The following is a 13,126-nucleotide window of genomic DNA, read 5'->3' as shown; positions in this document are numbered from 1 at the left end:
GCGCTCAGGTCACGTGCGGCCCTCGCGCTCCTGCGCGTCCTTGAGCGCCGTCGACGTGCTCGCCCAGCGGGCCCGTACGACGGTGAACCCGGCGCGCTCGGCCTCGTCGCACACCAGCTCGTCGTCGTCGACCAGGACGCGCACGTCGCGGCCGCGGGCGAGGCGCTTGAGGACGTCGAGTTTGGTACGGCGGGCGGGCCTGCGGTCGTCGTTGCGGCGCATGTGCAGCGGCCCGTCGGGCAGCCCCTGGGCGCCCAGCCACGCCACGGTGTCGGCCCGGCAGCGCTCGGGCCGCCCGGTGAGGTAGACGACCTCGCACTCCTCGGCGCTGCTCAGCGCGAGCGCGATGCCCTCGGCGAGCGGCGGGTCGTCGGGCGCGGCCGCGAAGAACGCGTCCCAGTCGCGGGGCCTGCGCTCCAGGAACCGCTGCCGGTGCGCGGTGTCCGCGAGCGTGCCGTCGAGGTCGAACACGGCGAGGGGGCGTCTGTCCTGGGCCATGCCCCCACCCTAGACAAACGCGCCCGTCCGGACCGCGGGAATCCTCGCGGCGCCACAACGTTGTACAAGGCGTGACCACCGTGATCGAAACGACCCGCTTCTCCGTGCTCGACCGCTCCCGCACCCGCGAGGGCCACAGCGACGCCGAGGCGCTGCGTGACACCGTCGCCCTCGCCGCGGACCTGGAGCGTCTCGGGTACGAGCGGCTGTGGGTCTCGGAGCACCACGGCGTGCCGGGTGTCGCGGGCTCCGCGCCGACGGTGCTGGCGGCGGCGGTCGCCGCGGCGACCCGCACCCTGCGCGTCGGCACCGGCGGCGTGATGCTGCCGAACCACCAACCACTGGTCGTCGCCGAGCAGTTCGGTGTGCTCGAGTCGCTGTTCCCGGGCCGGATCGACATGGGTCTGGGGCGCTCGGTGGGGTTCACGGACGGGGTCCGCAAGGCGCTGGGGCGCGGCAAGGACGAGGCCGAGGACTTCGCGGGCCAGCTCGACGAGCTGCTCGCGTTCTTCACCGGCACCTCGTCCACGCGGGTGCGCGCCCGGCCGTCGGAGGGCCTCACGGTGCCGCCGTTCGTGCTCGCGATGGGCGAGGGCGCGTCGATCGCCGCCCGCGCGGGCCTGCCGATGGTCATCGGGGACTTCCGGGGCCGGGAGAAGATGCTGCGGGGCATCGACCGCTACCGCGCCGAGTTCCGCCCTTCCGCCTGGGCCGCGGAGCCGTACGTCGTCATCTCCGGGACGGTCGCCGTCGCCGGCAGCGAGCACGAGGCGCGACGGCTGCTGATCCCCGAGGCGTGGTCGATGGCGTACGCGCGCACGCACGGCACGTTCCCGCCGCTGCCGCCCGCCGAGCGCGTCGCATCCCGGGACATGACCGCGAAGGAGCGCGAGCTGTACGAGGCCGGGCTGCGCGGCCACATCGTGGGCACCGAGGCACAGGTCGCGGACGAGCTGGAGACGCTGATCAAGGAGAGCGGGGCCCAGGAGGTCCTGGTCACGACCAGCACGTACGACCGTGAGGGCCTCCTGGAGTCGTACCGCAGGCTCGCCCGGGTCGCGCGTTTGACCGGGGCCTAGAATCGTGGGGTTTGCCAGGACCCCGTACCGACACCGAAGCCGCACGATCCGCCGGAGCCGCGCCCCATGCCCCACCCCGACTCGCCCGACCCCCGCCACGACGGTCTCGTCCGGGTGCGCGGCGCCCGCGAGCACAACCTCCGGGGCGTCGACGTGGACGTGCCGCGCGATGTGCTGGCGGTCTTCACGGGGGTGTCGGGGTCGGGGAAGTCGTCCCTCGCGTTCGGGACGATCTACGCGGAGGCGCAGCGCCGCTACTTCGAGTCGGTCGCCCCGTACGCGCGCCGCCTCATCCACCAGGTGGGCGCCCCGAAGGTCGGCGAGATCAGCGGGCTGCCGCCGGCGGTGTCGCTCCAGCAGAGCCGCTCGGCGCCGACGTCGCGCTCCTCGGTCGGCACGGTGACCACGCTGTCGAACTCGCTGCGCATGCTGTTCTCGCGGGCGGGCCGCTATCCGGCGGGCGCCGAGCGGCTCGACTCCGACGCGTTCTCGCCGAACACGGCGGCCGGGGCGTGCCCCCGGTGCCACGGGATCGGCCGCGTGCACCGGACCACCGAGGCGCTGCTGGTCCCCGATCCCGGCCTGTCGATCCGCGAGGGCGCCATCGCCGCGTGGCCCGGCGCCTGGCAGGGCAAGAACCTGCGCGACATCCTCGACGCGCTCGGCCACGACGTGGACCGTCCCTGGCGCGAGCTGGAGCAGGCCGACCGGGACTGGATCCTGTTCACGGACGAGCAGCCGGTGGTGACGGTGCACCCGGTGCGCGACGCCGACCGCATCCAACGCCCGTACCAGGGCACGTACATGAGCGCCGACCGCTATGTACTGAAGACGTTCGCGGACTCCAAGAGCCAGTCGCTGCGGGCGAAGGCGGAGAAGTTCCTGGAGAGCACGCCGTGCCCGGTGTGCGGGGGCGCGCGGCTGCGCGCGGAGTCGCTGGCCGTGACGTTCGCCGGGCGCACCATCGCGGAGCTCGCGCGGCTGCCCTTGTCCGAGCTGGCCGACGCGCTCTCGACGCCGGGCGACGCCTCGGAGACGGCGCGGGTGCTGACCGACGATCTGCGGGCCCGGCTCGCCACGGTCACCGAGCTCGGCCTCGGCTACCTCGCGCTGGACCGGCCGACGCCGACGCTCTCGGCGGGCGAGCTACAACGTCTGCGTCTGGCCACGCAGTTGAGGTCCGGTCTGTTCGGTGTGGTGTACGTCCTGGACGAGCCGTCGGCCGGCCTGCACCCGGCCGACACCGAGTCGCTCCTGACCGTCCTCGACCGACTCAAGGCCGCGGGCAACTCGGTGTTCGTGGTCGAGCACCACCTCGACGTGATGCGCCACGCGGACTGGCTGGTCGACGTGGGGCCGCTGGCCGGGGAGCACGGCGGGCGGGTCCTGCACAGCGGACCGGTGGCGGGGCTGCGGGACGTCCCGGACTCGGCGACCGCGCGCTTCCTCTTCGACGACTCCCCCGCCGTCGAACGTCACGTCCGTGAACCCCGGGGCTGGTTGAAGGTCGGACCGGTGACCCGGCACAACCTGCGGGACGTGACCGCGGAGTTCCCGTTCGGCGCGTTCACGGCCGTCACCGGAGTGTCCGGGTCGGGGAAGTCGACGCTGATCGGTGAGATCACGGAGGAACTCGACGGCGTCGGGCGGCTCGTGGTCGTCGACCAGAAGCCGATCGGGCGTACGCCGCGCTCCAACCTGGCCACGTACACGGGCCTCTTCGACGTCGTGCGCAAACTCTTCGCGGGCACGGACGCGGCGAAGGAACGCGGGTACGGGGTCGGGCGGTTCTCGTTCAACGTGCCGGGCGGGCGCTGCGAGACATGTCAGGGCGAGGGCTTCGTCAGCGTCGAACTCCTCTTCCTGCCGAGCACGTACGCGCCGTGCCCGGACTGCGGGGGCGCGCGCTACAACCCCGAGACGCTCCAGGTGACCTACCGGGGGCGGAGCATCGCGGAGGTGCTCGATCTGACGGTGGAGTCGGCCACCGCGTTCTTCACGGACGCGGCCGCGGCGGGCGACGACGCGGCCCGGCCGGTGCTGCGCAGTCTGCGCACGCTGCTGGACGTGGGTCTCGGCTATCTCCGGCTCGGCCAGCCCGCGACCGAGCTGTCCGGGGGTGAGGCCCAACGCATCAAGCTGGCGAGCGAGTTGCAGCGTGTGCGGCGCGGGCACACGCTGTATCTGCTCGACGAGCCGACCACCGGGCTGCACCCCGCCGATGTGGAGGTGCTGCTGCGCCAGCTCCACGGTCTCGTCGACGCGGGCCACTCCGTGGTGGTCGTCGAGCACGACATGGCGGTGGTCGCCGGCGCGGACTGGGTCGTCGACCTGGGTCCGGGCGGCGGTGACGCGGGCGGCCGGGTCGTCGTCGCTGGCCCGCCCCGGCTGGTGGCCGCCGACCCGGACAGCCGCACCGCCCCTTACCTGGCCCGGCTACTGCACCGCTGAGCGCAGCTTCCCCTTGGCGAGCTTGCCGGTCGGCGTGCGTGGCAGCGCGGGCACGAACACGACGTCGCGCGGCACCTTGTAGTGCGCGATGCGCTCCCGTACGTACGCGATCAGTTCCCGCCCCAACTCCGCTCCGGCCACGGCTCCTTCGGCGGCCTGGACCACGGCGCGCACGGACTCACCCATCTCCGCGTCCGGGACTCCGACGACCGCGACGTCGGCGACGGCGGGGTGCAGCACGAGGCAGTCCTCGATCTCCTGCGGGTAGATGTTGACCCCACCCGAGATGATCATGAAGGCCTTGCGGTCGGTGAGGTAGAGGTAGCCGTCCTCGTCGACGTGGCCGATGTCGCCGGTCGTCGTCCAGTTCGGGTGGTCGGGGTGCTGGGCCTCGCGGGTGCGGTCGTCGTCGTGGTGGTAGCGGAAGGGGAGCTCGTCGCGCTCGAAGTAGACGACGCCGGTCTCCCCCGGCGGCAGTACCTTCCCCGCCTCGTCGCAGACGCGCAGCTCGCCGAGGAGCCCGGCGCGCCCCACGGAGCCCGGCTTGCGCAGCCACTCCTCGGGGCCGATGAAGGTGATCCCGTTCCCCTCCGTCGACGAGTAGTACTCGTACAGGACGGGCCCCCACCACTCCATCATCCGTCGCTTCACCTCCAGCGGGCACGGCGCGGCGGCGTGGACGGCGACCTTCATCGACGACGTGTCGTACCGCTCGCGCACCTCCCGGGGGAGCTTGAGCATGCGCACGAACATGGTCGGCACCCACTGGCTGTGGGTGACCTTGAACCGCTCGATCGCCGCCAACGCCCCCTGCGCGTCGAAGGACTTCATCAGCACGACCGTGCCGCCGGTCGCCGTGATCGTGTGACAGAAGCGCAGCGGCGCCGCGTGGTACAGCGGGGCGGGGCACAGATAGACGGTGTCCTCACCGAATCCGTACATGGGCTGGAAGAGGAGTTGGTACGTGGTCGGGTCCGTGCGGATGTCGCCGTCCGGGAGCGCGGGCTCGATCCCCTTGGGCCGGCCCGTCGTGCCGGACGAGTAGAGCATGTCGGCGCCGCGCGGCTGGACGTCCGGCGGCTCGGGCGACGCCTCCCGCAGGGCAGCGTCGTACGATCCGTCGTCGAACCCGAGCCGGTGCGTGACCTCGGGCACCGACGCGCCGACGCGCGCGCCGAGTTCATCGAGCGCCCCGGACACGATGAGGGCGGCTGCCCCGCAGTCCCGCACGATGTACGCGGCCTCCTCGGCCGTCAGGTGATGGTTGACGGCGGTGAGGTAGAGCCCCGAGCGCATGGCGGCCCAGGAGACCTCGAGGACCCGCGGATCGTTGTCGGCGAGCAGGGCGAGATGGTCCCCTCTGCGCAGCCCCGCCGACCGGAGGTGATCGGCGAGGCGCAGCGAGTTCTCCTCCAACTGCCCGTACGTGAGGGTGGTGTTGCCGTCAGCCGTGACGACGGCCGGCCTGGCGGGGTCGTACGCTCCCGGATACATGGCCAGACGGTACCCCGGAGATATGACGGGGCGTCAGGGGTCGTCAGAGCAGTTCCTCCAGGAACCGGGAGCACAGGTCGGGGCGGCCCCGCAGGTACGCCCAGTGCTCCTCGTCCCGCAGCACGGCGGCGCACGCCTGGTCCAGGGTCGTCGTGTCCCGGCCGAGCACCTCGCGGACGACGACGACCGACGCGGTGAAGCCCCAGCGGCCCGAGGCCGACAGGCGGCGCGCGACTGCTGTCGCGGGCGCGTCGGGTGCCGTCGCGCGGACGTGCTCGACGAGCGGCACCAGCCAGTGCGCCCACCGGTCGTACGGCCCCGGGGCCGCCTCGCGCTCGGCCCGCTCGGCCAGTGGTTCGAGGACGGCCCGCAGCCGGTCGACGTACTCGCCCACCTCGCCGGTCACGTGCGGATACTCGCTCCGGAAGTGCTCCCAGCCGGTGTCGGCGCACTCGGCGATCTCCGTGAGCCACCAGCGTCCGCCCGGTCGCAGCATTTCGTCGCCCGCGAGCACGAACGCCCTCCGCAGCACGTCGAGGGAGGGCGCGCCGCGCTCGGCGAGCAGGACCGCGTCGTAGAGGTCCTTGCCCTGGGGGTGGATGTCGCTGATCAGCCACATGATCTTCCAGGCCAGCGACAGTTCGGGCGTGACCGCTTCGACGACCGCGCCCGGTCCGGCGCCGAGCGGACGCAGCGGGGTACGGACGGCCGGGGTCGCGAGGAGTTCGTGGTGGACGACGTCGATCTGTACGGTGCCGCCCGCCGTGCCCGGCGCGCTCCACGGGAGCAGCAGCCGGCGCCCCGGCACCCGGTCGTACGTCCAGATGTCCTCGGTGACGGCGCCGTCCGCGGCGATCCGGACGCCCGCGTCGGGCCGGGCCTCGGCCGTGCGCTGCGCGGCGGCGGCGAGCTGGGCGAACAGTTCCCGGTCCTCCGCTCCCCCGAACCGCCAGTCGTCGGGCGCGACATAGTCGAGATCGCCGGGTTCCCGCGCGGCGGCGCCGAACCAGGTGGCCATCAGCCTGCTGCCGCGCAGGACGAGGCGCGCGCCCAGCGATGTGCCGGCGACGGCGGCGAGCACCAGGTCGAGCGCGGTCCGACGGGCGAGGAACCAGGCCCGCGCCTCGTCCTCGCCGGCGAACCGGGGGTCGCCCGCCCGGTACGCGTTCGAGAACTGGAGCAGCGCCGGATCGAAGACGGCCGGCTGGTCGAGCCCCTCGGGCGCGGGCAGAAGGGTGCGCGGCAGGGCGAGGCGACGGCGCTCCTCTTCCGCCGGTGAGGTGTGCGGCAGCGGGCCACCCTCGTACAGGGCACGCCGCCAGTCCTGGTCCTGCGGCGGTCGCGGGGACGGTGTCCCGGGTGCGGTCATGACGGGCCTCCTTCCGTGATCCAGCCCGCGTCGAGCCCGAGCCGGGTGTCGTGCAGGACGTACTCGCGCTCCGTCTCCAGAATCCGTACGCCGGGTGCGGCGGTCAGGGCGGCGACGAGTGCCTCCAGCCGGCGTCCCGCGGTGGCGCGGCCGACGCCGTGGCAGCGCTGGGTCACGAAGCGTTCGTGGCGGCCGTCGTCGCGGACGCGTCGGGCGTTCCACGAGACGTGGGCGGTGTGCCCCTCGACGCGGGCGGCGAGCGCGCGCGGGGCACACTCCCGGTCGAGGAGCACCTTGACGTGGTGCTCGAAGTGCAGGTGCGCGGGGGCCCGTGCGGCCTCCGCGTCGGTCACCGGCACTCCGGCAGCCCACGGCGCGGTCTCGGTCTTCGACCGCAGGACGGGGAATCGGTCGCGGGCGAGGTCCGCGACCGTCCGTGCGACGGGGCCCGCGAGCCACTCGTCGGCGCGCCCGCGCCCGCGCAGCGTCACCATCGGCTGCGAGCGGTGGTGCCCCCGGCCCAGCACGATGTGCGTGAAGCCGAGTCCACGGGCCGCCGCCCAGGACGCGAGCCGCTCGACCGCGTCGCCCTCGGCGGCACGAACCGCACCGACGGTGAGATGGGTCTCCAACTCACCCTCGTACAGGGCTAGTTCCCCGGCTTTCCGGCCGGCAGGACGTGGGCGGACCACCGTGCCGTCTCCTCCGCTGTGAGCACTCGCTCCAGGACCAGGTCGCCCGTCATCCCGGGAAAGAACCGTCCGGCGGGCCATCCGCGCTCGTACGGCGGCGGGTCCAGCACGAGCAGACGGGATCCCTCGACGACGGGTATGTCGCTGGGTGTGCCCTCATTCCATATCCAACCGCCGTCCGGCGCCACCAGATTGAAGGTGCCCTTGGTGGGGACCTGCCCGGGGGCGTCCCGGCACACGGCGACCTCCCGCGGCGTGGGGACGTACCCGGGCAGATGGCCGCCGCCCGCGAGGCGGTCGGCGAGCAGGGTGTGGAGCTGGAAGGTGTCTCCGAGGCCGGTCATCCGCAGGGCGTATCCGGTGCCGGACGGGCGGTCGATGACGATCAGCGGTTCGTCGTCCAGGACGAGCAGGGCGTAGGTCAGGCACTTGAAGTCGTGGCCCGACGCCTCCTCCACGGCCCGCAGCGCCGTCAGCAGTTCGGCGCGCCGCGCGGCGTCGAGGCCGGTGCGCACGGAGGGGTGGTTGAGCATCGCGACGGACGCCATCTCCCACTGCGGCAGCGTCCACCAGGCCATCGCCCGCTCGAAGCCGACCCGCTCGAACACGGCCCGCTCGGGGTCCGCTCCCTCGGGGTCGGGCAGTTCGCCGCCCCCGGTCGCCGCCCAGCGCTCGCAGAACTCGCCCGCGGCACGCACCGCGTCCGCGAGCCCGTCGAGGATCGCCGGGGCGCACGCGCGCGGGTCGGCCCCGCGCTCGACGCACGCGCCGATGACGACCGCGAACGCGCCGCGCGGTCCCGGCGGCACGCTGGACAGCAGCCCGGCCAGGCGCACCGCCCCCGTCGCCAACTCCTGCTCCCCCGCGCCCTGGTAGTGCTCGTTCATCAGCTGGAAGGCGCGCTCGACCCCCGCGCTGTCCTGCTGTTCCACAGCGGCCTCGACACCGGTGACGGCGTCGAGGAACCGCTCCCTCCCCTTGCGGTTGAAGATCATGCGCGCAGCATACGGAGCGGCACCGACAACGCGATGACGGGACCGGGGGTTTGAGCACCACTCCCGGCCCCGCCCACCCCGCGCTCTTCGCGGGACGTCTCATCGCTCGCTCAGCGGCTGACCTTGCGGTTGGCGCGCAGCCACTCCTTGTTCATACGGGTGATGGAGAACAGCGGGATGCCCTTGGGGCAGGCCGTCGCGCACTCGCCGGTGAGGGTGCAGCCGCCGAAGCCCTCGTCGTCCATCTGCGCCACCATGTCGAGGACGCGCGTCTCGCGCTCCGGGGCGCCCTGCGGCAGCACGTTCAGGTGGTTGACCTTCGCCGAGGTGAAGAGCATGGCCGCGCCGTTGGGGCACGCGGCGACGCAGGCGCCGCAGCCGATGCACTCGGCGTGCTCGAACGCGAAGTCCGCGTCGGGCTTGGGCACGGGCGTCGAGTGCGCCTCGGGGGCCGCGCCCGTCGGCACCGTGATGTAGCCACCGGCCTGGATGATCCGGTCGAGGGCGCCGCGATCGACGACCAGGTCCTTGATGACCGGGAAGGCGGAGGCGCGCCACGGCTCGATGTCGATCGTGTCGCCGTCCTTGAAGGACCGCATGTGCAACTGGCAGGTGGTGGTGCGCTCCGGGCCGTGCGCGTCGCCGTTGATGACGAGGCTGCACGCGCCGCAGATGCCCTCGCGGCAGTCGTGGTCGAAGGCGACGGGGTCCTCGCCCTTGACGATGAGTTCCTCGTTGAGGGTGTCGAGCATTTCGAGGAACGACATGTCCTGGGAGATGCCGTCCACCTCGTACGTGGACATGGCGCCTTCGGCGTCGCTGTTCTTCTGGCGCCAGACGCGCAGGGTGAGCTTCATGCGTAGCTCCGCTGAGTGGGGTGGACGTACTCGAAGACGAGGTCTTCCTTGTGCAGGACGGGCGAGGCGCCGGTGTCGGTGAACTCCCAGGCGGCGGCGTAGGAGAACTCCTCGTCGACGCGGGCGGCCTCACCGTCCGGCGTCTGCGACTCCTCGCGGAAGTGGCCGCCGCAGGACTCGGCGCGGTGCAGCGCGTCCAGGCACATCAGCTCGGCGAGCTCCAGGTAGTCGACGATGCGGTTCGCCTTCTCCAGGGACTGGTTGAACTCCTCGCCGACGCCGGGCACCTTGATGCGGCGCCAGAACTCCTCACGGATCTGCGGGATCCGCTCCAGGGCCTTGCGCAGCCCGGTCTCGGTGCGGGCCATGCCGCAGAACTCCCACATCAGCTCGCCGAGTTCGCGGTGGAAGGAGTCCGGGGTGCGGTCGCCGTCGACGGCGAGGAGCCGGGCGAGGCGCTCCTCGGTCTCGCGCACGACCTCGACGGCGGCCGGGTGCTCGGCGTTCACCTCGTCGGTGTGCGGGTGCTTGGCCAGGTAGTCGTTGATGGTGGCCGGCAGGACGAAGTAGCCGTCCGCGAGGCCCTGCATCAGCGCGCTCGCGCCGAGCCGGTTGGCCCCGTGGTCGGAGAAGTTGGCCTCGCCGATCGCGAACAGGCCGGGGACGGTGGTCTGGAGGTCGTAGTCGACCCACAGGCCGCCCATCGTGTAGTGCACGGCGGGGTAGATCCGCATGGGCACCCGGTACGGATCCTCGTCGGTGATCCGCTGGTACATGTCGAAGAGGTTCCCGTACTTGGCCTCGACGGCCTTGCGGCCCATCCGCGCGATGGCGTCGGCGAAGTCGAGGTACACGCCCTGCCCGCCGGGACCGACGCCTCGGCCCTCGTCGCACACGTTCTTCGCGGCGCGCGAGGCGATGTCGCGCGGGACGAGGTTGCCGAACGACGGGTAGATGCGCTCCAGGTAGTAGTCGCGTTCGTCCTCGGGGATCTGGTTCGGCGGCCGGTCGTCGCCCTGGGCCTTGGGCACCCAGATGCGGCCGTCGTTGCGCAGCGACTCGCTCATCAGTGTCAGCTTCGACTGGTGGTCGCCGGTGCGCGGGATGCAGGTCGGGTGGATCTGCGTGAAGCAGGGGTTCGCGAAGTACGCGCCGCGCCGGTGGGCCCGCCAGACGGCCGTCGCGTTGCTGTTCATCGCGTTCGTGGAGAGGTAGAAGACGTTGCCGTAGCCCCCGGAGGCGAGCACGACGGCGTCGGCGAAGTACGTGTCGATCTTCCCGGTGACCAGGTCCCGGGCGACGATCCCGCGCGCCTTGCCGTCGACGACGACGAGGTCGAGCATCTCGGTACGGGGATGCAGTTCGATGTTGCCCGCGGCGACCTGCCGGCTGAGGGCCTGGTAGGCGCCGAGCAGCAGTTGCTGCCCCGTCTGTCCGCGGGCGTAGAAGGTGCGCGACACCTGGACGCCGCCGAAGGACCGGTTGTCGAGCAGGCCGCCGTACTCGCGGGCGAAGGGCACGCCCTGCGCGACGCACTGGTCGATGATCTCGACGGAGATCTGGGCGAGACGGTGCACGTTCGACTCGCGGGCGCGGAAGTCGCCGCCCTTGACGGTGTCGTAGAAGAGGCGGTGCACGGAGTCGCCGTCGTTGCGGTAGTTCTTCGCGGCGTTGATGCCGCCCTGCGCGGCCACCGAGTGGGCGCGGCGCGGCGAGTCCTGGAAGCAGAACTGGACGACGTGGTAGCCCTGTTCGGCGAGCGTGGCGCCGGCGGAGCCGCCCGCGAGTCCCGTGCCGACCACGATCACCGTGTGCTTGCGGCGGTTGGCCGGGTTGACCAGCTTCGCCTCGAAGCGCCGGGTGTCCCAGCGCTCGTGCACGGGCCCGGCCGGGGCCTTGGTGTCGACGACCGGTTCGCCGGTGGAGTAGTCCGCGTAGTCCCTGGACGAGGTCATGTTCTTCAGCTCACCAATCCGGTCATGACGCCCACGGGCACGGCGACGAAGCCGAGCGTGAGCAGTACGGCGAGGACCGTGCCGACGGTCTTCAGGGCCCGATCGCGGGTGCGGCTGCCGACGCCGAGGGTCTGCGCCGCGCTCCAGAACCCGTGCTGCACGTGGAACCCGAGGGCGAGCATCGCGACGATGTAGATGACGTTGCCGTACCACGTCGAGAACGTGTCGATGATGTTCTGGTACGGGTGCAGGTGCTCGTATCCGCCCGGGTGCACGGTGCCCGTCGTCAGGTCGAGGATGTGCCAGACGATGAAGAGGCCGAGGATGATGCCGCCCCAGCGCATGGTGCGCGTGGCGTAACTGGCGCGCGGCTTCTTGTGCACGTACTTGTTCGGGCGTGCCTTGATGTCGCGGCGGCTGAGCTGGTACGCGGACGTGGCGTGCGCCACGACGGCGACGACGAGCACGATCCGTACGAGCCACAGGCCCCACTCGTGGTGCAGGACCGGAGCGCCCATGGTGCGCAGCCAGTGGGCGTAGTGGTTGATCTCGCCCGGACCGAAGAAGATCTTCAGGTTCCCGATCATGTGCGCGACCAGGTAGAGCAGCATGACGATGCCGCTGACAGCCATCACGGTCTTCTTGCCGAGGGAGCTGTCCCAGATCGTGCGCGTCATGGACGACCGTCGGTCCGTCCGCGTTGCCAGAGCCATGTCATCGACGGTAGGGCCGAAGTACCTGATCGGTCCAAGACATGGTGCGGCTCATTTCCATAGGCTGCGCCTATCGAGGGACTAGGGTGGCGGTATGCAGTTCCAGCAGCTCCAGTACTTCGTCGCGGTGGCGGAGACCCGGCACTTCACGCGCGCGGCGGAGCAGGTGCACGTCGCGCAACCCTCGCTGTCCCAGCAGATCCGGGCGCTGGAGCGGGAGCTGGGGGTCGATCTCTTCCAGCGGGCCCGCGGCAACATCACCCTCACCGACGCGGGCGAGGCGCTGCTCCCGCTGGCGCGCCGGATCCTCGCCGACGCGGACACGGCGCGGCACGAGGTACAGGAGCTGGCCCAGCTCAAGCGCGGCCGCGTCCGGCTCGGCGCGACGCCCTCCCTGTGCACGGGCCTGCTCCCGGACGTGCTGCGCGCCTTCCACGACCGCTACCCCGGCATCCAGCTCCTGATCGAGGAGAGCGGCTCGCACGACCTCGTACGGGAACTCGCGCGCGGGGCGCTCGACCTGGCGCTCGTCGTGCTGCCGCTGCCCGCCCCGGCGCCCGCGCTGACCACGGTGGAGCTGCTGCGCGAGGAACTGGTCGTGGTGTCGTCGCCGGCCGCGCCGAGCCCCGGCCGCGGCCGCGGGTCCGTCCGTATCTCCGACCTGGAGGGCGAGCGTCTGGTCATGTTCCGGCACGGCTACGACCTGCGGGAACTGACCGTCGCCGCGTGCCGGGCCGAGGGGTTCGAGCCGGACTTCGCGGTGGAGGGCGGAGAGATGGACGCGGTGCTCGGGTTCGTCCGGGCCGGGCTCGGGGTCGCGGTGGTGCCGTGGATGGTGGCGACCCGGGCCGGGGCCGATCTCCGGGTGACACCGCTGGCACGGCCGGGCCTGCACCGGACCATCGCGCTGGCCCACCGCTCCGACGTGGCACCACCACGGGCCGCGCGCGAGCTCCAGCGGATGCTGGTGGAGCGGGACGGGTGACGCTTGCGGGTTCCCGCGCCCCTGGCGGGGAAGCGCCC

Annotated in this window: 11 protein-coding genes; 3 read left to right on the top strand and 8 right to left on the bottom strand. The window is 72.2% G+C overall.

Annotated features, from left to right (window positions below; translation table 11 throughout):
* Positions 1-9: 9 nt before the first annotated feature.
* Positions 10-498, bottom strand: coding sequence for a hypothetical protein (locus tag V2W30_RS35975; RefSeq protein WP_338702789.1), 489 nt, complete (start codon positions 496-498; stop codon positions 10-12).
* 71 nt (positions 499-569) lie between these two features.
* Between V2W30_RS35975 and V2W30_RS35970 the strand changes: the two genes are divergently transcribed.
* Together V2W30_RS35970 and V2W30_RS35965 are read left to right on the top strand one after the other, a co-directional pair.
* Positions 570-1,577, top strand: coding sequence for an LLM class flavin-dependent oxidoreductase (locus V2W30_RS35970; protein ID WP_338702788.1), 1,008 nt, complete (start codon positions 570-572; stop codon positions 1,575-1,577).
* Between the two features lie 66 nt (positions 1,578-1,643).
* Entirely contained in the window at positions 1,644-4,028 is a 2,385-nt protein-coding gene (locus V2W30_RS35965) for an excinuclease ABC subunit UvrA (protein WP_338702787.1), read from the top strand.
* Here V2W30_RS35965 and V2W30_RS35960 read toward each other — a convergent pair.
* From V2W30_RS35960 to V2W30_RS35930, 7 genes are all read right to left on the bottom strand, one after another.
* On the bottom strand, positions 4,014-5,522 hold the full coding sequence (locus V2W30_RS35960) for an acyl-CoA synthetase (protein WP_338702786.1): 1,509 nt from the start codon (positions 5,520-5,522) through the stop codon (positions 4,014-4,016). The genes V2W30_RS35965 and V2W30_RS35960 overlap by 15 nt on opposite strands.
* Positions 5,523-5,565: 43 nt before the next feature.
* Entirely contained in the window at positions 5,566-6,891 is a 1,326-nt protein-coding gene (locus tag V2W30_RS35955) for a nucleotidyl transferase AbiEii/AbiGii toxin family protein (RefSeq protein WP_338702785.1), read from the bottom strand.
* A complete protein-coding gene (locus tag V2W30_RS35950) occupies positions 6,888-7,523 on the bottom strand; it encodes a hypothetical protein (protein WP_338702784.1) in 636 nt (211 codons plus the stop codon). The genes V2W30_RS35955 and V2W30_RS35950 overlap by 4 nt, the downstream gene beginning before the upstream one ends.
* Positions 7,524-7,540: 17 nt before the next feature.
* On the bottom strand, positions 7,541-8,578 hold the full coding sequence (locus V2W30_RS35945; RefSeq protein WP_338702783.1) for a hypothetical protein: 1,038 nt from the start codon (positions 8,576-8,578) through the stop codon (positions 7,541-7,543).
* Positions 8,579-8,688: 110 nt separating this feature from the next.
* Positions 8,689-9,435: a succinate dehydrogenase/fumarate reductase iron-sulfur subunit gene (locus tag V2W30_RS35940; RefSeq protein WP_338702782.1), complete on the bottom strand. Its 747-nt coding sequence runs from the start codon at positions 9,433-9,435 to the stop codon at positions 8,689-8,691.
* Positions 9,432-11,390: a fumarate reductase/succinate dehydrogenase flavoprotein subunit gene (locus tag V2W30_RS35935; protein ID WP_338702781.1), complete on the bottom strand. Its 1,959-nt coding sequence runs from the start codon at positions 11,388-11,390 to the stop codon at positions 9,432-9,434. The genes V2W30_RS35940 and V2W30_RS35935 overlap by 4 nt, the downstream gene beginning before the upstream one ends.
* A 5-nt stretch (positions 11,391-11,395) precedes the next feature.
* Positions 11,396-12,103, bottom strand: coding sequence for a succinate dehydrogenase (locus V2W30_RS35930; RefSeq protein ID WP_338702780.1), 708 nt, complete (start codon positions 12,101-12,103; stop codon positions 11,396-11,398).
* Between the two features lie 94 nt (positions 12,104-12,197).
* Between V2W30_RS35930 and V2W30_RS35925 the strand changes: the two genes are divergently transcribed.
* A complete protein-coding gene (locus tag V2W30_RS35925) occupies positions 12,198-13,088 on the top strand; it encodes a LysR family transcriptional regulator (protein ID WP_338702779.1) in 891 nt (296 codons plus the stop codon).
* Positions 13,089-13,126: the final 38 nt, after the last annotated feature.

This window comes from Streptomyces sp. Q6 (assembly GCF_036967205.1).
Taxonomy (GTDB): Bacteria; Actinomycetota; Actinomycetes; order Streptomycetales; family Streptomycetaceae; genus Streptomyces; species Streptomyces citrinus.
The sequence above is the reverse complement of the archived record's forward strand: the minus strand, read 5'-3'. Positions and strand labels throughout refer to the sequence as shown.

Bases quoted from the DNA above. Each gene is read 5' to 3' on its own strand.
- V2W30_RS35975 (WP_338702789.1), bottom strand. From the start codon at position 498: ATGGCCCAGGACAGACGCCCCCTCGCCGTGTTCGACCTCGACGGCACG.
- V2W30_RS35965 (WP_338702787.1), top strand. From the start codon at position 1,644: ATGCCCCACCCCGACTCGCCCGACCCCCGCCACGACGGTCTCGTCCGG.
- V2W30_RS35960 (WP_338702786.1), bottom strand. From the start codon at position 5,522: ATGTATCCGGGAGCGTACGACCCCGCCAGGCCGGCCGTCGTCACGGCT.
- V2W30_RS35955 (WP_338702785.1), bottom strand. From the start codon at position 6,891: ATGACCGCACCCGGGACACCGTCCCCGCGACCGCCGCAGGACCAGGAC.
- V2W30_RS35945 (WP_338702783.1), bottom strand. From the start codon at position 8,578: ATGATCTTCAACCGCAAGGGGAGGGAGCGGTTCCTCGACGCCGTCACC.
- V2W30_RS35940 (WP_338702782.1), bottom strand. From the start codon at position 9,435: ATGAAGCTCACCCTGCGCGTCTGGCGCCAGAAGAACAGCGACGCCGAA.
- V2W30_RS35935 (WP_338702781.1), bottom strand. From the start codon at position 11,390: ATGACCTCGTCCAGGGACTACGCGGACTACTCCACCGGCGAACCGGTC.
- V2W30_RS35930 (WP_338702780.1), bottom strand. From the start codon at position 12,103: ATGGCTCTGGCAACGCGGACGGACCGACGGTCGTCCATGACGCGCACG.
- V2W30_RS35925 (WP_338702779.1), top strand. From the start codon at position 12,198: ATGCAGTTCCAGCAGCTCCAGTACTTCGTCGCGGTGGCGGAGACCCGG.